This is a genomic window from Legionella drancourtii LLAP12, from assembly GCF_000162755.2.
Taxonomy (GTDB): domain Bacteria; phylum Pseudomonadota; class Gammaproteobacteria; order Legionellales; family Legionellaceae; genus Legionella; species Legionella drancourtii.
The window spans coordinates 14,001-33,198 of record NZ_JH413798.1; the positions used below are offsets into that span (position 1 = coordinate 14,001).

Genomic DNA, 19,198 nt, shown 5'->3' on the forward strand with positions numbered 1-19,198 from the left:
AAAAAAAAATCGAATCAAACAGGAATACTCCTTTATGGACAAACATTATTTATCGCCATTGGAATTGCTCATGATTGCCACACAACATGCCTATGCAGCGGATAATCTGTTACAGCAATTAACGGATAATACCTTAGGACAAGGCGATACCCTCTCCGTATTAGCGCCAATTACTTCACTAATGTATCACGCGTTTCAACTCACCTTAAAAGCCTATGCTTTGCATGACCATCGCCCAATTAAAGAATACAAAAAACTAATGGAACTGGTTGAGATAAACAGCAGCCTGGGGCTTTCACGCCAGGAAATTAGCTTACTAAAAACACTGTCACGCCAACAAGCGTTTCATAAAGGCGCTGATTATAATTTATGGGAAAACCAACAACAATTACATGTTTTTTGTGAGCAGATTATTTCCTTATACCAGAAATTACAAACGATGATGCCACTGGAATTGCATCCTGATTATCAATCTTGAACATGAGCAAAATCAATTGCACCTGACTCTTGGCATCTGACTCAATTCACGTTAGGATAAGTTTTTTTTATAAACCTCAATGGGCATGTGTTATGGAGCAAGTAGAAGACAAAAACACTATCGATTCGGTACAACAACAAATACAACAACTAAGTCAGCACCTAAATTCGCAAATTTTAGGGCAAAAAGACTTGATCTCACGCTTATTAATCGCCTTGCTTGCCGATGGTCACTTGCTAGTAGAAGGTGCCCCTGGCTTAGCAAAAACACGCGCGGTTAAAGAACTTTCTGCGGGCGTTGAAGGTGATTTTCATCGCATCCAATTTACCCCTGATTTATTACCTGGCGATTTAACCGGAACGGATATTTATCATCCGCAAGATGGTTCTTTTGTATTTCAACCAGGCCCAATATTCCATCACCTGCTTCTGGCAGATGAAATTAACCGCGCGCCAGCAAAAGTACAATCAGCCTTACTTGAAGCCATGGCAGAACGGCAAGTCACCATCGGTGGCAAAACCTATCCTTTACCAGAACTGTTTTTAGTCATGGCGACCCAAAACCCAATCGAACAGGAAGGAACTTATCCTTTGCCAGAAGCCCAGTTAGACCGCTTTTTAATGTATGTAAAAATTGGCTACCCGGATGCCAAAATAGAACACGACATCTTGGCTTTATCGCGCAAAGAAGCCTTAGGAGCCGCCTTGGTAACACCTACAGCAGTCTTTGCCAAATTACCGCAAAGAACCTTATTTGCAGCGCGAAAACAAGTATTAAAAGTTCATACCAGTGATGCCTTGGAAAACTATCTGGTGCAATTAATTGTCGCTACCCGTAATCCAGGTGTATACAGCGAGGAATTAGGACGTTGGCTACGTTTTGGTGCCAGTCCACGCGCAACCATCGCTCTGGACCGTTGCTCCAAAGCGCATGCTTGGCTTGCTGGTCGTGATTATGTGACACCAGATGATATTCATGTCATTGCCCATGATGTCTTGCGGCACCGAATTTTATTAAGCTTTGAAGCAGAGGCTGAAGGAATCACCAGTGATGATTTCATTGATTCCTTATTACGCTTGGTTGCGGTTCCTTAACGCGAGGTTTTTATGGCTGATGGCGTTATAGCAGAATTAAATGAGCTGATTGATTTAAGGCGTTATGCACAATCAGCTCATTATCAACCGGAAGGAAAATCCGTACGTGCGGGCACCCATCTTTCCAAGATTCGCGGGCGCGGGATGGATTTTGCTGAAGTCAGAAATTACCAGGCCGGTGACGAAGTCCGACACATGGAATGGCGCGTGACAGCGCGTACTGGCAGACCACATGTTAAACTTTATCAAGAAGAGCGCGAACGCCCGGTAGTCATTCTCGCCGATTTTAACCCCTCAATGATTTTTGGCACCCGTATCGCCTTCAAATCCGTCGTTGCCGCACGTTTAGCGGCGCTTTTGGCGTGGACGGTAATCAAACAAGGGGATCGCGTAGGTGGGCTATTATTTTCAGCAAAAGAACATAGTGAATTTACGCCTCGCGGGCGTGATTTAGGTGTTCTGCCACTGCTGGCCGCGCTAAGCCACTATACAAAGCAAACTGAGGCACAACGGGAAATGCAACCCAGATTACTTAGTGATGCGTTAATTCGCTTACGCCGAGTTGTCAAACCAGGAAGTATCATCGTATTAATCAGTGATTTTTATTCTATGGACGCAGACTGCAAACAGCACTTAAACCGATTATGCGACCACAATGACCTCCTTGCCTATCATATTTGCGACCGCATTGAATTAGCCCCCCCCAAGCCTCAGCAATATGCCATCACTAATGGCGAACAGGAAATCATATTGGATACGAGTTTACGCTCGATCAATACGGCGTATGAGCATTACTGCCAGCAAAGAATAATGCAGTTGCAAGAACAATTTAAACGCATGCAGATTCAATACGTACAAACCACTGCCGACAGCGATTTACCCCAGTTAGTCCGTCGCACTTTTCCCAGGAGGTCTCGTGGCTAAAACCGATCCCTTGGCACAATTAAAAGACATTCATCTTCCAGAGCCCGTGAGTTGGTGGCCACTTGCCCCAGGTTGGTATCTGCTTATTGCACTTGTTTTACTGCTGGTGCTATACCTTGCTTACCGTGTTTATAAGCGTTATCGTTATGCTTTGGCTAAAAAACAAGCCTTGCTTTTATTAGCAACCTATCAAGCACACTATGAAAAAGAGCGTAATGTTCCGTTAACCAGCGCCCATATTTCCGAATTACTCCGGCGCGTGGCTTTAGTTTATTTTCCCAGAGAGCATGTTGCAAGCCTGCACGGCGAAGCCTGGTTGCAGTTTTTAAATCAAACTGGCAACGGCATTGATTTTCTCTCCGTACGCCATATGCTGTTAGACGCCCCGTTTAAAACACAGGACACTATGAACCTCGAGCCACTATTTAACCAAGCCAGGCTATGGATTAAGCAAAGGAGAATACCGTGTTCACATTAGCCAATCCCTGGGTTTTATTACTGCTCCCCTTACCTTTGCTCGTTTGGTTCTTCATACCCAAGGCAAAAATAAAACTACCGACAGCATTGAACGTACCATTTTTTGCGGCCATGGTTGGCATTGCCAATCAAGAAAAGCAATCCTTTGTCGCCCAATCTTCGTTGTTAATTCCGGCATTGGTTTGGTTATTACTGGTTTTTGCGATGGCCGGCCCACGTTGGCTTGGTGAACCCAAACCCATAGAGCGTGAAGGATACAATATCATGATGGCTCTGGATTTATCAGGCAGTATGGAAATCCCAGACATGATATTACATGACCGCCCCGCAAGTCGCTTAACTGTAGTTAAAAATGCCGCCGAGCAATTTGTCCGTGACCGTTTAGGTGATAAAATCGGGTTAATTCTCTTTGGCAGCCGTGCCTATCTGCAGACGCCACTAACCTATGACCGCCAAACAGTGCTTTTACGCATTGAAGATGCAACCGTAGGACTCGCAGGAAAAACAACGTCTATTGGTGACGCTGTTGGCTTGGCCGTGAAGCGTTTAGATGCGGTGCCGCAAAAAGGTCGCGTGATTATTTTACTGACCGATGGTGCCAATAACTCAGGCATCCTCGAACCATTAAAAGCCGCTGAATTAGCGAAAGATGAGGGCATCAAAATCTATACCATTGGCTTAGGTGCAGCGACAGACCCCAGAGCGCTAACGAATGGCTTTCTCATGCAAGCGGCCGCTGCAGATCTTGATGAAGAAACCCTAAAAGAAATGTCCGCCATGACTGGAGGACGTTATTTCCGGGCTACTGATACCGCAACCTTAAATTCAATTTATAAAACAATTAATCAATTAGAAAGAGTAAGCCAAGAACAAGCGAGCGTACGTCCACAAATTGAATATTATCCGTGGTTTGTTGGCTTAGCCTTATTGCTCAGCCTGTACTGGCTTACTAGCAAAGCAAATTTGCGCTTAAGAGCAAATGCATTGCTGCACAAGCAGGAGGCCTTAACATCGTGATCGCCAATTTTCATTTTTTACGACCTTGGTGGCTACTAATGAGCCTGCCCTTATTAGGACTAGCCTTCACCCTGTGGCAACAGAAACCCCAACTTCGTGCCTGGTCTGCAATTTGTGATCCCCATTTGCTGGATCATTTACTGCAAAAAAAAGGCACGGGACAACGCATGGGATCTCTGTCTTGTATACTCATCAGCATGCTGTTTATGATTATCAGTAGCGCCGGACCAGTCTGGTATAAGCTGCCAGTAGCAACTTACAAACCGGTGCAACCTCGAATTTTAGTATTGGATATGTCTGAGAATATGATGGCAGGGGATTTAAGTCCTAATCGTCTGAGCCGCGCCAAATTTAAATTACGCGATTTATTGGCGCATAAAGATATTGGCCAGTTTGGTCTGGTTGCCTTTACCGGAGAACCCTTCATCGTTTCCCCACTTACTGACGATGGCCAAACTATTGCCTCCTTGTTGTCCTCATTAACCCCAGACATTATGCCCGTCACCGGACAAAATCTCACCACAGCTTTGGATGCAGCAAACCAATTAATCAAACAAGCAGGCTACGCTTATGGACAAATTTTAGTATTAACAGCCGATTCACCTTCGTCAGAAGCCATTGCTTTGGCAAAAAAACTAGCGCAAAGCGGTATTTATTCATCGATTATGCCGATTACAGCAGATAAAAAATTAAATCCTTTGTATCAACGTTTTGCCGAGGCAGGTGAAGGACAAGTATTAAAATACCGCTCTGACTCCAGTGATTTAACCCAGTGGATTACTGCCAGTGCGAATAAACAATTCACTCTGAATAAAGACGAAGATATTCCACTATGGCGTGATGAAGGACGCTGGTTTTTAATACCTGCCCTACTTTTACTTTTGCCCGTATTTCGCCGCGGTTGGCTGCAGAGGATTGTCGTATGAGCCGTTATTTAGTTATTTTACTTGCCTTATGTGTGTCTTTATCAACTCATGCCTGGCAATGGCAAGACTTATGGTCCACCCCCGATCAACAAGGGCAAGACTTGTTGGCTAAAAAGAAATTTAATGAAGCACAACAAACGTTTACCCGCAATGACTGGGCCGCTACCGCCGCATACCGCGCGGGCGATTATCAAAAAGCCACTGCGTTGTATCAAGAATTAAAGAATGAACAAGGCTATTATAATAGCGGGAATGCCTTGGCTCATTTGGGACAATATGAGGAAGCAATCAAAGCGTACGATAAAGCCCTAACGCTTAATCCTGCCAATAAGGATGCAATTTACAATCGTAAATTAGTTGCCAATTTATTGAAAAGGAACAACAAAACAAGGAACAACAAAACAAGGAACAACAAAACAAGGAACAGCAAAACAAGGAACAGCAAAACAAGGAACAGCAAAACAAGGAACAGCAAAACAAGGAACAGCAAAACAAGGAACAGCAAACGGAAGCTGATCGTGAAAAACAACAGGCAAAAGAACAATGGTTACGGCTGATTCCAGATGATCCAGGTGGATTAATGCGTGAGAAATTTTTACGTGATCATTTAAGAAGACAACGTGGATGGTATCAATGAACAAGTTAATAATAAGTGGATTTTTTTGTTTATTCAGTGTACTGGCCCAAGCTGAGGTGCAACTGCAACTGGATTCTTCACAAGTCAGTTTAGAGGAACCATTCCGCTTAATGCTAACCCAGGATAATCTGCAAACTGGTAGCGGCATTCCCGATCTTACCCCTCTACGAAAAGATTTTTTTATTTTAGGTACGGAACGCAGCGTTAATTACGCCATTATCAATGGTCAAACTCAATCCTCCAGTACCTGGACGATTACTTTAAAAGCCCAAAAAGTAGGGACGCTAACCATTCCACCCATAAAAATAGGCAACGAACAAACTGCGCCCTTAACCATTAGCGTAGCTAATACTGATACTGATGCGAACGCTAATGACGCAGCAGTTAAACAGCCCACTAAGCAGCAAGATATTATGTTAACTACAGAAGTTAACGAGAAGAATCCTTACGTAAATCAACAAATTACTTATAAAGTCACCTTATATAATTCAAAGCAATTGCTCGATGCTAATTATCAAGGTCCTAAGGTAGACAATGCGTTATTAGTGCCTCTTGGCAGCGAAAAGCGTTATCAAACTCAAAAAAATAACGTGCAATATCTTGTTGAAGAGCAAAGTTATGCTATTTTCCCGCAAAAAAGCGGCCCCTTAAAGATTACCTCCCCCGTCTTTAACGCTCTGGTTTACAACTTTGAACCGCAACGCGTCAAAGTCGAAGATAAAACCATTACCTTAAACGTACAGCCCATACCCAAACAGTATGCAGACAAGAAATGGCTACCCGCAAAACAAGTTAAATTAACTGAAAAATATGAAAATATTAGCCAAACATTAAGTGAGGGTAGCACATTGGTGCGCACCGTAACACTAGAAGGAGTCGGTATCCCCGCGCAACTATTGCCAATGCTTAATTTTGCTGAAACCGATGCCTTTAACGTCTATCCAGAAAAGGGACAAGAAAAAAATCAAATTATCCAAGGTGAGCTGATCAGTACTACAAAAATTAAAGTCACCTACTTACTCAATAAGAGCGGTAAAATCACCATCCCAGAATTAAGATTACCATGGTTTAACACCGAAACCGGTAAAGAAGAAATAGCGCTTTAGCGCCAAGAAGTATCGACGTCAGCCCATCAAGCACTGTTCCTACGACGCCAAATAACAAGCAACCAGCGGTACCAGCAACACCAGACACGCTCCCGACAGCACAAACAATATCCGCATCAGCGTCCACAACAAACAATTGGGCATGGCTCATTGCCGGATTTTTCGCCCTAGCCTGGCTACTCACTTTAGGTTTATGGGGATGGCAAAAACGTAACCGCAATACTGGTAAAGGGGCCTATAAAAAAGCCATGCATGAACTCCATACCGCCTGCATCCACGGTAATCCTCAACATGCACGCGATGCATTATTAACATGGGCGCGTTTGCATTGGCCTGATGCCCCCATGTTGAATCTGATGGATGTAACTCGTCTGATAACCGATGCCTCATTAAAAAAACAAGTACAAATCCTCTCCCAAGCATTATATCAGGATGCAGGAAAAAACTTATGGCGTGGTGATGAATTATGGCGTAGCGTCCAAAATCTCAAACAAACAACGTACAGCGCTAAAAATAAAACTACAATTTTGCCACCAATTAATCCTGCTTAAGTACACTTGTCTCGCGAATTTGCTCTTCGCCTATGCGAAGAGCAACGCCTTGAAGCACAATAATTTTCTAGTCACTATTAAAACGTGTTCATGCTTAATTGCGCACCCAGTAAAGATAATCTTCAATCAATTACCCGCAGCATACACTTCCATAGGCATCACGCGAAGTAGGCAGAGGATCTCGTGTAAAACAAGTAGGATTCCGTAGACAAGCAGCAAAACAAAGGAACCGTGCTGAGCTTGACGCTATTGCATCTACCCCAGAAAATAGACAAGAAATATTCAATGATGCCTTTTTGTGCTATTATTGCACTCCGTAGGCAATTTTTCCACAAAATCAGCGAATACTGTACACCTAATAAATTGCAAAAACACCATACGTCGCCTAATTAACGATTAAAGTTAAGATTTAAAAAGGAAACCATATCATGAGTAAAGAAAAAATAGTCAAGTTAATTTCCTCTCCTACGGCGGATCAAAACACAATGGCGATAAAACTTGCCAAATGGATTGAAAAAGACCCTTCCTTACTGAATCTAACCTTTGTTCGTGATAAAAGTATACTTCATCTTTTAGTCTCAGCAAATAAACCCCAAGTCCTTAATAAATTACTACAACATCCAGTCTGGTGTGCAAAAGCACTTGTGGGTGATAAATCAGGATGCACTATTTTGCATTATGCCGCAAGGCATCCTGAAGACTTGGCTATGCTTCTGGAGATTCTACTGCAATACGTCCCAACGCTATTAAACATCCCCAATAAGAAAGGGAATACCCCCTTGCATGCAGCCGTTTTAGCGAACCAATTGTGGGCCGTTAAAGCTTTAGTGAAAAATAAAAGTATTGATCGCTCACTCAAGAACTTAGAAGGTAAAACAGCAATGTCTTTAGCAGGAATGAATAACGCGCTAAAGCAAGCATTATTACATCTTGAATTACCTGCAAAGCAATCCCCTGATCTTAGGCTCCAACCATACAGCCAAAGCCCTGACGCTAGTTTACGCAAAGTATTCCCCTTTCTCTCGTCTGGAAGTGAATCAAATGATGCCATTTCTGCGCTAAGTACTCTTGGTTCATCTCATTCATTTACCACCTATGCGACAAGCTCTTCAGGAAGCTATATAGCAAGCGAAGCTGAAGAAGAAAATGAGCAGGAAGACAGCATCTATTTAGCTAAGATGAGCCGGCAATTACAGGAACTTATTACATCATATAAAGTAGAGGGCCATTCCCCAACCTATAGTTTATTACAAGCACAATTTAATAGCAGCTGTGAACTATATGCATTAAGTGATGATTTTGAACTCAAGGAAATAACCTCTGATATTGCCGCCGCCCAAGCAGTAATTTCCCAAACCCTGGATGTCTTACATCCCTTGGTTACTGAATCCCACAAACAAATTCAACATAAGATGCAAAGTTTATTGCAAATGTTTACTTACTTGCTGGCTCATAATAATTTAATGGCTGATGCAGAACCGCGCGGCGCTCTTCCAACTAAACCACGGCCTAAAGCCGATCCATTAAAAGAGATGCCCCTGGATGAGATACTTTGGTTATTAACCGCATGTCAAGAATGCATTAATTCTAAACGCGAATTTGATGAGAGTCGCCTAAAAAACAGGGTGTTAAGTCTCCTTTGCGCCCATCAATTTGTAGAAATCCTCATTTGCTTGCGAATGTTATATCCTGCGTTGGATCACGATCAGAAAACCATCGCTAATTTGATTATCGTGCACTTATTATTTCAACATGCAAACGATAGAATTAAGCTAAGTCCGGTTATAAATACTCACTTGCGCTTTATATACAAATTAAATGCAGATAAATTAGGCACCTTGGGCGAACAAATTAACGAGCTCTTGCAACAGGCGTTAGAATTCGCCTCTTTATTAAATAAGCAACCACTATTAAGAAATTTTTATCTATTAAATCAAGAGATTAGCAAGATTGACCATACTAAACATAACTCTTCATTTGACGCATTGGTCGAGCAAGCACTAAGTCTTTCACGAACCAATAGAACACAACACGTTTTACTAATTGCGCATGAATTGCACATGCTAACCCTCTCTTTTTATCAACACGTATCCATTCATGAATTTAATAAGAACAATTGGCTTGAACAAAATCGCGATGAGCGTTCACCACAAATTGTTGCCTTTACTCATTGTTTCAATAAACTAAGTGCTTATTTTATAAAAAAATACTGGCTCAACCCACAAATAAGATCCAAAATGCGTTGCAATTTGTGCTTGAATTATTTCCGATTCTCTGCTCTTTTCAGCGCGAAAAAAACCATGATATGCACAGTGTAATGCTGCTTGGCAGTATCTTTAATAACCATGCTATCGCTAGATTAACCACCATTTTTGCCAAACTGCCCAGCCAGGATCAAGAACGTGTTGCCGAAATTAACCGCATGGTCAGTAAAGAAAACAATTGCAAATACATGCGGCAAATGTATAGTGCTTACGCCAAATCCTTACCGTTTATAGGGCATTTGCTCAGTGACATTACCTTTGCTAATGATGGAAATAAAGTTGATTTAGTACGTCTAGAAGTAGTAGGCAGCCTGTTAAAGACCTTAATGGCAGTTAAGTTAGCAGCTAATTTTACCCGCAGTGACAGTCAAACTAATTTACCAGCATTTATCACCCACTATGAAGCCCCTGATGAAGAAACTATTTATACAGATTCATTAAGACATCAAAGCAGAGAAATAGATGTGATTGATCTGGATAATACCACACCTGATTTAGAATCACTGTTCGATAATCTGGAGCAGAACTACCTTAGCAAAGATATCTTGCCTGGTGTTCTTGTTAAAAAAACACCCTACCCACCCAGCCAGCTCGCAAATAAATTAATGGCATGGTTTGCTAAAAAACTACCGACAACCAACAAAGCAGGAAAAGACATGCAGGAGACAAACCGTGCTTCGCTCAAGGAGGCACAAGTAGTGATAAAATCCTTTGCAAAATTTAAAACCCTTATTGAGAAAATAATTAGCATAAATAATACATTCTATCGCACTACAGAACTAAATCCCTTATTCTTTGCAGAGCACTTTAAACAATTAAAACAACAGGTTAGGGAACTAGAAACCATGCCTAAGCAAAACACTGATAAAATAAAGCGGGCTCATAAACACAGTTTAAGCAAAAGAATGAGCCTACGCTTTTTGGACAAAAACCCGTTAAAACAAATAAACGAACCACAGCGGGAGTTTAATGCACTTGCATCTCAGAACACACCTACATCTTTAGCACGAGAGGCAAGCAAACCATAACTACAGCGCGCCCAAATTAATTCCTCGCATTAGCCCTTGGGTCAATTGTAAAAAAAGTGTATAATTGCTCTTTTTGTTACACAATTAATGATCAGATTATGAATCTTGAAAAATTATATGATGTTATTGTAGTAGGTGGTGGCCATGCGGGTACAGAAGCAGCCTTAGCTGCAGCGCGCATGGGTGTGCAAACTTTATTGCTGACACACAATATGGATTTATTGGGACAAATGTCATGTAATCCCGCCATCGGTGGGATTGGCAAGGGCCATTTAGTTAAAGAAATTGATGCCTTAGATGGCGCAATGGCAAAAGCCGCAGATAAAGCCGGCATCCAGTTTCGCACCTTAAATGCATCCAAAGGACCGGCGGTGCGTGCGACGCGAGCCCAGGCCGACCGTGTGCTCTACCGACAAGCAATTCGCGAACAATTGCAATCACAACCCAACCTGACTTTATTCCAGCAAGCAGTCGATGATTTAATTATCGAAGGCGGACGAGTAAGCGGCGTAATTACGCAATTGGGCTACACCTTGCGCGCCCGCGCAGTTGTCCTGACGGTAGGCACCTTCTTAGGCGGTAAAATTCATGTCGGCATGAGCCAATATGCGGGAGGGCGCGCGGGCGATCCGCCGGCGATTGCCTTGGCCCATAGCTTACGTGCTCTTGATTTACCGGTTGGCCGCTTAAAAACTGGAACACCACCACGTATTGACCGCCGTTCACTTGATTACAGCCAAATGGTCGAACAACCAGGGGATACCCCGCTGCCAGTATTTTCTTACATCGGTACGCGTAGTGATCATCCCCAACAAGTATCGTGTCATATCACGCATACCACTGAAGCAACGCATGAAATTATTCGTAATAATCTACATCAATCGCCAATGTATGCCGGCGTAATTGAAGGCATAGGCCCACGTTATTGTCCATCAATCGAAGATAAAATCGTCCGCTTTGCAGATAAATTATCCCATCAAATCTTTGTCGAGCCTGAAGGTTTAACAACAGAAGAAATTTATCCCAATGGCATTTCTACCAGCCTGCCTTTTGATGTCCAAGTACAATTTGTGCGTACGCTCAAAGGCTTTGAAAATGCCCATATTACCCGCCCCGGTTATGCCATAGAATATGATTACTTTGATCCACGCGGCTTAACTTCGTTCTTACAAACCAAGCCGATTCCCAATCTCTTCTTTGCCGGTCAAATAAATGGTACTACAGGCTATGAAGAAGCAGCGGCTCAGGGAATCATTGCCGGGATGAATGCAGCCTTACAAGTACAAGAAAAAGAACTATGGTGCCCACGGCGTGATGAAGCCTATATCGGCGTATTAATTGATGATTTAATCACCTGCGGTACTCAAGAACCATACCGGATGTTTACTTCGCGCGCGGAATACCGTTTATTATTACGTGAAGACAATGCCGATCTGCGTTTAACCGCCAAAGGCCGTGAGCTTGGCCTAGTGGGTGACGAGCGTTGGTACCAGTTTTCTGCTAAACGTGAAGCCATAGAAGCAACCCAAGCCTTACTGCATAATACCTGGGTTCGCGTCGGTCATAATGACGCCCTTAAAGAAATTTTGCTCAATCCCATGCAACACGATAATCGCGCCTCTGAATTCATCAAACGCCCAGAAATTAATTACCAACATTTATTAATGTTGACGGATCTAGGTTTGCCCGAATTGCCACCCGCAGTCAGTGAGCAAATAGAAATTCAAAACAAATACGCCGGTTATATCGACAGGCAACAGCAAGATATTGAAAAGATGCGTAAGCAAGAGCATACCGCCTTGCCTGAATCGCTTGATTACAATGAGGTTACGGGTTTATCCAATGAAGTCATTCAAAAACTAACAAAGATAAAACCAACCTCGCTGGCACAAGCAGGACGTATTTCCGGCGTTACGCCGGCGGCTCTATCGTTGCTTTTAGTCCACCTCAAAAAACAACGGCTCAACGCATGAACAACGACGCACAAAGCAAATTACTGCTGGAGCAGGGATTAGAACAATTTGGCCTAGGCGCTCTTGAGCCCCAGCTCTCCAATTATTTATTCTTACTTAAAAAATGGAATGCCGCTTATAATCTAACCGCCGTTCGCGATCTGGAATCGATGATCAGCAAACATCTACTCGATAGTCTGGCTATTTTGCCGTGGGTAAATGGGAGGCACATCATTGATGTTGGCACCGGCCCCGGACTGCCCGGCATTCCACTGGCGATCGCCAAACCGGAACAAAATTTTGTTTTATTGGACTCTAATGGCAAAAAAACACGCTTCCTTAATGAAGTAAAACGCCAATTGCACTTAAAAAATCTTGAAGTTGTACATTTTAGGGTCGAAAACTACCACCCGACGCAAGGTTTTGATACAGTAGTAAGTCGAGCATTTAGTAGTCTTGCACAAATGGTTCAATGGACAGAACATCTGATTGCCAATGATGGAATATGGCTGGCAATGAAGGGGCGTCATCCTGATGCCGAGCTGCTCGAAATAAAACAAAGCTACAAAGTAGAACACTATACTGTTGAAGGTGTTGAGGGTGAACGCTGTTGCGTCCTTATAGAGAACACACAACCAAGGAATTAATCATGGCGAAAGTCATAGCCATTGCCAATCAAAAAGGTGGCGTAGGTAAAACTACTACCGCTATTAATTTATCTGCCTCCCTGGCGGCAAATCGCCAACAAGTCTTATTGATTGATTTGGATCCCCAGGGCAATGCAACCATGGGTAGTGGTGTTGATAAAAACCAATTGGTGCATACCACGAATGATGTGTTATTACACGACTGTCTGGCAGAACAAGCCTGTCTGACGACAACCTGCGGTTATGATTTGCTTCCTGGTAATGACGACCTAACGGTTGCAGAAGTTAGCCTTATGGAACGCAACCATCGTGAAACCTTTTTATATAAAGCATTACAACCCTTGCAAAGCAGCTATGATTACATTCTGATTGACTGCCCACCAGCATTGAACACATTAACCATTAATGCATTTGTGGCCGCTGATTCTGTACTCATTCCCATGCAATGTGAATATTATGCATTGGAAGGTTTAGCCGCACTCTTATCCACCATTGAGCAAGTGAAAGCTTCGGTAAATCCACGCTTGCACCTTGAGGGCGTTCTGCGCACCATGTACGATGCACGCAATCGTCTATGTTCTGACGTATCAAAACAATTAATTGAACACTTTCCGGCAAAAGTCTATAGAACCGTAGTACCACGCAATGTCCGTCTGGCAGAAGCACCCAGTCATGGCATGCCAGCACTACAATACGACAAATCATCCCCTGGTGCCGCAGCCTATATGGTACTGGCTTCTGAGGTGATTAATAAACAAGCTGTAGTAGGTTAAATGGGGTAATTTATGACAGTAAAACGCAGTGGTTTAGGACGTAATTTATCCGCCTTATTAAGCCAACCCGCCACTATTCTTTTAAATGAAAAGCCTGCCGCTGAAAGTCTAAAACTTGCAGTTGAATGCTTACAACCAGGTAAATACCAACCACGTGGTGAAATGGAAGAAGCACCATTAATTGAATTAGCTGAATCCATTAAAAAACAAGGACTTCTACAACCCCTAATCGTGCGCGAATTAAGTGACGGCCGTTATGAAATTATTGCGGGTGAACGCCGCTGGCGTGCCAGCCAACTCGCAGGGCTCAGCGAAGTTCCAGTTATTTTAAAACAGGTTGATGATGAAACAGCTATGGCTATGGCCTTAGTGGAAAATTTACAACGCGAAGATTTAAATGCCATGGACCAAGCGCGAGCCATGCACCGATTGACCGATGAATTTTCCTTAACGCATCAACAAGTAGCCGATCTCCTGTGCAAATCACGCACGGCCGTAAGTAATTACTTGCGTTTGCTAGCCTTATCAACCGCGGTAAAAAAGTTGCTGGAACACGGCGACATCGATATGGGGCATGCGCGTGCCTTACTGATGCTTGAGGAAGAACAACAAAACCAGGTAGCCCAATTGATTGTTGCTAAAAATTTATCAGTGCGTGAAACGGAAAAATTGGTGGAACGCGTTAAAGCAGGTAAAGCAGCAGAAGAGGCCATCCCCGTTGCAATGCCTGATTTTTACTACCAAGAACAAGTGAATAATTTAGCACGACTACTGCAAACCGCAATTAAGTTAAAGCCAGGTAAAGCAGGTAAAGGCTCGCTGGTTATTCATTATGATAGTAGCCAGAGCCTGCAAAAAATTATTGAACAATTAATAGATTAAAACCTTTTTTAATCCCCATATTGCAACCATAGGTTGAATCAACAACATCAATGCTTTATCTGCAACCTTATATCATGAAGGTTGGGTCACACGACCCAACCTTCAAATACCACCTTCGTTTCGCAAAAAAAATCACCTTTATCTTTATTTGAACTAAAATGTAAATAAAGGCCCTGTCTTTTTACTCGACACTGAATAATGGAGATAGACGTGTTGATTCAACCTGTGCAACCCGTGTTTGTAGTTGTGAAAATTGGGGATGATGATCATATGTGTCAAATGGTCAGCCTTACCGATAATCACTTAGAATTAAAATGCCATGACTATTTTGAAAAAGAAAGTCAAGTCTCCTTCCTTGGCAAATATTTTCGTGGACGAGCCATAATTCAAGAGATTACCTTTTCTAAAGTGCATTTTATTTATCAAATGAATATTGAAGAAATCCAGTTCCAACCTGGTTTATTGATTAACACCCGCCTATAGTAGCACCATCTTTGAGAACAAGAGACTTAGTTTTACCCCAAATTACAGCGCATATCTAATAAATCTAAACGATAAAATACACTTAGCCTTGAAATTATATCCCCCCAAAATGGGGTTAAAATTTATGGCTCTGAACGAAGTTGGCCATTATTACTTTAATACCAGGTTACTAGAAGAATCTTCTTGCAAACCTAAAATATCGATAATGTTGGTAGATGTATCCGCCTCAAATTGTTTTAACAGCTGCAAAAGACGTTTTTTATCCTCTAGCGTGTACGTCTTAATAATCTTTGAAAAAACAACTATATCTTCATTTTCCACTTCTGTATCTTCATTTTCCTGCATAAAGGTCTCTTCAAAATAGCCAGGATAGCAATTTAATAAAATCTCTGCTTTTTCAAAATTCTTCTGCTGAAAACAAGATAAGATAGGATCCATATTATTCGCATCAAGAAAGTCTAAAATTTTATCAAAATCGGTCTTTTCCTTAAGATGATTAATCAATGTTTGAAAAGAATCTTTGCCCAGTAGTTCAATTGCTTTATGTAAAAAAGATTGTTCTGTTCTATCATAGCTTGCTGTATTCACACCAGATGCAACTAAAAGACGAATAATTTTTAAATACCTATCAGTAGCAACCAGCCCTTCACAATAGCCTTGCAAAGCAAAAAATAAAGCATTCATTCCTGAGTGATTTTGCTGTTGATTTACATTAGCCCCCGCATTAATTAACCATTTAACATTTTCAATCTGCCCCCAATAGCAAGCATACATAAGCGCTGTAAACGAATCTGTCTGGTTAAAATCGAGGATGGTCTTACCATCTTCATGCAATTTAATGAAAGGCAAATCAATTACTTTTTGAGTAACCGCTTTCTTATTATGATCAGTACCTGCAGTTTGACTTCCTTGCAAACAAAATACAGAAGATAACGATTCATGGTAATTCAATTCGTCATCTTCATCCATGTCATCCTCTTCGTCCTCAATAATAATCAAATTACTGCCTTGAACAATCACATCATCATCTTCATCGTTATTTATAGTTTCACCACCATAATTTTTGAGAATTTCAACCCCAAGTTGCGTCACATAAAATAAGTCACCCTTTTTAAACTTAAATAACGGCAAATCAATATTCATTTTAACCAATTGATATTCTTTCACATACGCATCGTAAACTTCTCGTACAGATAACCAACTATCATTAGGATTAAGAAAAAAGAACTCTGAAATAAAACGATCATCATGGGTATTGTAATCAATTAACAGTTGCTCACCGGCCTGAATGTTCCTTGTTGCAATAACATCTACCACATTATTTTTACCGATCCTCTTTTCAAAAAACGCCACATTATCCTGCATGTCGGAATGATTAATAAATCGTGTAAAATTCCCTTTAAGTTTGGCATCAATAATATTTTTTTTATTTTCATTGCATAACTGTTATCACTATCAGATTCTTTTAAATAGGCTTCATATGCCGTCTCGCTGCTATATACTGTGCCTGTATAGGTTCCAATCGTTTCTCCCTCGTTAATATTCTTTTCGGCAAATACCCCGCGGCCATTAAACTTTCTTAATAAATCAACCATCTTAACCGAAACTAGACTGGGATTATCATGCTCAGAAGGAATATAATCATCCGGCTTCATATTATCGATGCCTAACTCACGCATAGTTCGTTTAATTTGGTTCTCGGAACGTAGAGCAGCTTTACCCTGTTTAAAAAATGAATAGGGACTAGTCATTTTGGCTGAAGCAAAATACCTGGAGCTTTTCTTTTTAGTCATAAATAGGCTATCAATATAGATTTACATATATACATTATACGCAATGGATATAAAAATTCCATTTCGCCCAAAAACAAAACTATCTTTATGGTCATACATCAATTGCGTCAGGCATGTGCTTACAACAAAAATCGCACCATAAAAGAACACGGTGCTGATAAACAAAGCGAAGTTGTGATATGATGTGCAAATTTAAAGCACAAAAAAGAGGATAACATCCATGACAAACCACTACTTTGGAACTGCCGAAGAAACTAAAGGTAATAAGGAATATACCAATAGAAACTACAGCGCAGCCTTAACCCAATATAATGAAGCCAAAAGAAAGCTAATTAAAATGGGCTCCCAAAGACACTTTAAAAAAGATACTCCGTATCAAGATGCATTAGCCTATGTTCTGGGTGAAATTATTATTACTACTGCTGAAATAGCTTTAGATTGTTCAGAAAAAACATTAAATAATAAAAAAATAACTGAAACATGGACACAAATACCAACCTTATGTAGCGACATGGACGCTCTTTACAATCAAATTAATCACAAGCCAAATCTTAATACCGATAGCGAGAGAATAAACACGGTCTATAAGGCACTTGCTTATACGTGCAAAAAGATAAGTAATGACCTCATTAACGCCATAGAAAACCCTGCTCAATCTCCAGGTAAAATTACGCACGCCATAGATTGGTTTTCTCAAGCAGAAAAATATCTAAATAAAATAACAAATGACTCAATAGACCTTGCGCTGCATTTTGATTATTTAGAGTGTTTGGAGAACGGATTGGACCACACTCAAGATCATCAATTTATAAAAAAAATAAAATCATACCTCGATGCATACTCATTACCGCAATTAACGGCTCTATCGAGTGAGGAAAAATTTAAAATCTTATATTACCAATTTCTAACCCTGATAAAAAATGAAGATAAAAACACTCATGATTTAGAGCGTGAATATAAGACACTCCTTGAACTATCACGAGAATTAAGGAAGAAACATCCTTTTGTCCTAAAATTTAATCAGTTAACTGCCAGTATGGTGCCTGAAGAACCTCTTACTACTGGAGATTTGGCAAATCCAGAAGCTCGGATTAGCAGAGCAGATTCAAATGAAGAAGAACTAAGCGAGTTAGGAAATCAACAGCCATGCACTAAGAGTAAAAAAGCAGCCAAGGCGAAGAGAATTGCAAACGACTCCTTCTCTGACACAGATAACGAACCCCAGGGTAGTTCAGCAACTAGAAAATCAAGGAAAGCTAAAAAAGTGGTGAAAGCACGTCCAAATGAATCGACTATTACTGCGAATTCAGAGATTATGATTGCTGAAACTTTAAGTAAATTTTCGCAAATATCATCCGATAATGACCCTGGGCTCAGTGTTCTAACCAAACGTCTGAGAAACCCTAACTCTATTGAAAAGCAACAGACACCAGCAAAAATTAAAAAGAATTCTGCCGAGGTATCTCCGAACAATTGCTCTTCATCATAACAACCTACTCAAACAAATAGTGTACTGCCACCACAGAAACCGTTTACGTTTTTCACCTCTTCACACCCCATCTCAACCAGCACTGCATCCTTGCAAAGGGCTCATCATGAAGTGTTCGAGAAGGTTATAACCGAAATAACGGAAAGATATAATGATAGTAATCTTTTCGTTAATTTATTATCCCTAATTGGCGATTTCTATGCTCTATCTAATTCATCAGTGCCCTTAGGAACGAGTTCATCAATGTCTGCCTCATTCCATGAAGCGTCTACCAAAGCTGAAAACAGAAGGCAAAATTCCTCATCCATCGTTGCTCGGGCCATAAAAAATAATATTGCTCAAATTCAAGAGATTACCAATATGGATACCCATGCAATGGATAAACTATTTGATGACCTTGTTACTTTTATTACCGCAAAAAGTAATGCATCTGAAAATATCCCCCAAAAAATGATGGCTGAATTAATCTCAATAAAATATAAATTGGCATTATTAGAGCAGGCAAATAGTTTAAACGAAGAAATAAACCCGGCAAGAAGTTCTTGTAATATAAAATAGCTTGCTGATGATATTATTTGCTCTTTTTAATCGCTTATTTTCTATTGCGCCTAATTGTTTACTTCTTCTGTGCGCACGTTTTATGTCTGGTTTACCGCATGGTGCTGTTTTGACAGCGC

At 41.2% G+C, this 19,198-nt stretch carries 17 protein-coding genes and 2 pseudogenes; 17 read left to right on the forward strand and 2 right to left on the reverse strand.

All coding sequences use genetic code 11. The annotated features are described in order from the left end of the window. Positions 1 to 34: 34 nt before the first annotated feature. The 15 genes and pseudogenes from LDG_RS01635 (at position 35) to LDG_RS01705 (ending at position 15,239) form a co-directional block, all read left to right on the forward strand. A complete protein-coding gene (locus tag LDG_RS01635; protein WP_006869351.1) occupies positions 35 to 478 on the forward strand; it encodes a hypothetical protein in 444 nt (147 codons plus the stop codon). A 92-nt stretch (positions 479 to 570) separates the two neighbouring features. Then, positions 571 to 1,572 (forward strand): AAA family ATPase, encoded by a 1,002-nt coding sequence (locus tag LDG_RS01640; protein ID WP_006869352.1) that lies wholly within the window; start codon positions 571 to 573, stop codon positions 1,570 to 1,572. Positions 1,573 to 1,584: 12 nt separating this feature from the next. Beyond that, positions 1,585 to 2,496, forward strand: a complete 912-nt coding sequence (locus LDG_RS01645; protein WP_006869353.1) for a DUF58 domain-containing protein — start codon at positions 1,585 to 1,587, stop codon at positions 2,494 to 2,496. Continuing rightward, positions 2,489 to 2,974 carry a DUF4381 domain-containing protein gene (locus tag LDG_RS01650; protein WP_006869354.1) on the forward strand — a complete coding sequence of 162 codons (486 nt, stop codon included), beginning with the start codon at positions 2,489 to 2,491 and terminating at the stop codon, positions 2,972 to 2,974. Before LDG_RS01645 ends, LDG_RS01650 begins: the two co-directional genes overlap by 8 nt. Then, complete coding sequence (locus LDG_RS01655) at positions 2,962 to 3,990, forward strand: VWA domain-containing protein (protein WP_006869355.1); 1,029 nt, start codon at positions 2,962 to 2,964, stop codon at positions 3,988 to 3,990. Before LDG_RS01650 ends, LDG_RS01655 begins: the two co-directional genes overlap by 13 nt. Next, positions 3,987 to 4,916 carry a VWA domain-containing protein gene (locus tag LDG_RS01660; protein ID WP_006869356.1) on the forward strand — a complete coding sequence of 310 codons (930 nt, stop codon included), beginning with the start codon at positions 3,987 to 3,989 and terminating at the stop codon, positions 4,914 to 4,916. The genes LDG_RS01655 and LDG_RS01660 overlap by 4 nt, the downstream gene beginning before the upstream one ends. Beyond that, positions 4,913 to 5,553: pseudogene (locus LDG_RS01665) on the forward strand (tetratricopeptide repeat protein). The gene LDG_RS01660 and the pseudogene LDG_RS01665 overlap by 4 nt, the downstream one beginning before the upstream one ends. Further along, a pseudogene (locus LDG_RS01670) lies at positions 5,550 to 7,210 on the forward strand (BatD family protein). Before LDG_RS01665 ends, LDG_RS01670 begins: the two co-directional pseudogenes overlap by 4 nt. Before the next feature lie 428 nt (positions 7,211 to 7,638). After that, positions 7,639 to 9,528 carry an ankyrin repeat domain-containing protein gene (locus LDG_RS01675; RefSeq protein ID WP_006869361.1) on the forward strand — a complete coding sequence of 630 codons (1,890 nt, stop codon included), beginning with the start codon at positions 7,639 to 7,641 and terminating at the stop codon, positions 9,526 to 9,528. After that, positions 9,516 to 10,502: a RasGEF domain-containing protein gene (locus LDG_RS01680; RefSeq protein WP_083821356.1), complete on the forward strand. Its 987-nt coding sequence runs from the start codon at positions 9,516 to 9,518 to the stop codon at positions 10,500 to 10,502. The genes LDG_RS01675 and LDG_RS01680 overlap by 13 nt, the downstream gene beginning before the upstream one ends. Positions 10,503 to 10,600: 98 nt before the next feature. Next, positions 10,601 to 12,475 (forward strand): tRNA uridine-5-carboxymethylaminomethyl(34) synthesis enzyme MnmG, encoded by a 1,875-nt coding sequence (gene mnmG, locus LDG_RS01685; RefSeq protein ID WP_006869363.1) that lies wholly within the window; start codon positions 10,601 to 10,603, stop codon positions 12,473 to 12,475. Beyond that, positions 12,472 to 13,101 carry a 16S rRNA (guanine(527)-N(7))-methyltransferase RsmG gene (gene rsmG / locus LDG_RS01690; RefSeq protein WP_006869364.1) on the forward strand — a complete coding sequence of 210 codons (630 nt, stop codon included), beginning with the start codon at positions 12,472 to 12,474 and terminating at the stop codon, positions 13,099 to 13,101. The genes mnmG and rsmG overlap by 4 nt, the downstream gene beginning before the upstream one ends. 2 nt (positions 13,102 to 13,103) lie before the next feature. Then, complete coding sequence (locus LDG_RS01695; protein ID WP_006869365.1) at positions 13,104 to 13,874, forward strand: ParA family protein; 771 nt, start codon at positions 13,104 to 13,106, stop codon at positions 13,872 to 13,874. A gap of 12 nt (positions 13,875 to 13,886) precedes the next feature. Beyond that, positions 13,887 to 14,756 carry a ParB/RepB/Spo0J family partition protein gene (locus tag LDG_RS01700; RefSeq protein WP_006869366.1) on the forward strand — a complete coding sequence of 290 codons (870 nt, stop codon included), beginning with the start codon at positions 13,887 to 13,889 and terminating at the stop codon, positions 14,754 to 14,756. Between the two features lie 210 nt (positions 14,757 to 14,966). Beyond that, a complete protein-coding gene (locus LDG_RS01705; protein ID WP_040534133.1) occupies positions 14,967 to 15,239 on the forward strand; it encodes a hypothetical protein in 273 nt (90 codons plus the stop codon). 150 nt (positions 15,240 to 15,389) lie between these two features. Here the strand turns inward: LDG_RS01705 and LDG_RS01710 are convergent, their stop codons facing one another. Beyond that, on the reverse strand, positions 15,390 to 16,658 hold the full coding sequence (locus LDG_RS01710; RefSeq protein ID WP_324602955.1) for an ankyrin repeat domain-containing protein: 1,269 nt from the start codon (positions 16,656 to 16,658) through the stop codon (positions 15,390 to 15,392). After that, positions 16,550 to 17,032, reverse strand: coding sequence for an SET domain-containing protein (locus LDG_RS18295; RefSeq protein ID WP_050805500.1), 483 nt, complete (start codon positions 17,030 to 17,032; stop codon positions 16,550 to 16,552). Before LDG_RS18295 ends, LDG_RS01710 begins: the two co-directional genes overlap by 109 nt. Before the next feature lie 220 nt (positions 17,033 to 17,252). On the opposite strand from LDG_RS18295, the gene LDG_RS01715 reads away from it, so the two are divergent. Beyond that, positions 17,253 to 18,521 carry a hypothetical protein gene (locus LDG_RS01715; RefSeq protein WP_006869370.1) on the forward strand — a complete coding sequence of 423 codons (1,269 nt, stop codon included), beginning with the start codon at positions 17,253 to 17,255 and terminating at the stop codon, positions 18,519 to 18,521. A gap of 243 nt (positions 18,522 to 18,764) precedes the next feature. After that, positions 18,765 to 19,079: a hypothetical protein gene (locus LDG_RS01720; protein ID WP_040534135.1), complete on the forward strand. Its 315-nt coding sequence runs from the start codon at positions 18,765 to 18,767 to the stop codon at positions 19,077 to 19,079. Positions 19,080 to 19,198: the final 119 nt, after the last annotated feature.

Excerpts from the sequence above, each read along its gene's own strand:
- LDG_RS01635 (WP_006869351.1), top strand. The coding sequence starts at position 35 with ATGGACAAACATTATTTATCGCCATTGGAATTGCTCATGATTGCCACA.
- LDG_RS01640 (WP_006869352.1), top strand. The coding sequence starts at position 571 with ATGGAGCAAGTAGAAGACAAAAACACTATCGATTCGGTACAACAACAA.
- LDG_RS01645 (WP_006869353.1), top strand. The coding sequence starts at position 1,585 with ATGGCTGATGGCGTTATAGCAGAATTAAATGAGCTGATTGATTTAAGG.
- LDG_RS01675 (WP_006869361.1), top strand. The coding sequence starts at position 7,639 with ATGAGTAAAGAAAAAATAGTCAAGTTAATTTCCTCTCCTACGGCGGAT.
- LDG_RS01680 (WP_083821356.1), top strand. The coding sequence starts at position 9,516 with ATGCACAGTGTAATGCTGCTTGGCAGTATCTTTAATAACCATGCTATC.
- mnmG (WP_006869363.1), top strand. The coding sequence starts at position 10,601 with ATGAATCTTGAAAAATTATATGATGTTATTGTAGTAGGTGGTGGCCAT.
- rsmG (WP_006869364.1), top strand. The coding sequence starts at position 12,472 with ATGAACAACGACGCACAAAGCAAATTACTGCTGGAGCAGGGATTAGAA.
- LDG_RS01695 (WP_006869365.1), top strand. The coding sequence starts at position 13,104 with ATGGCGAAAGTCATAGCCATTGCCAATCAAAAAGGTGGCGTAGGTAAA.
- LDG_RS01700 (WP_006869366.1), top strand. The coding sequence starts at position 13,887 with ATGACAGTAAAACGCAGTGGTTTAGGACGTAATTTATCCGCCTTATTA.
- LDG_RS18295 (WP_050805500.1), bottom strand. The coding sequence starts at position 17,032 with ATGACTAAAAAGAAAAGCTCCAGGTATTTTGCTTCAGCCAAAATGACT.
- LDG_RS01715 (WP_006869370.1), top strand. The coding sequence starts at position 17,253 with ATGACAAACCACTACTTTGGAACTGCCGAAGAAACTAAAGGTAATAAG.
- LDG_RS01720 (WP_040534135.1), top strand. The coding sequence starts at position 18,765 with ATGTCTGCCTCATTCCATGAAGCGTCTACCAAAGCTGAAAACAGAAGG.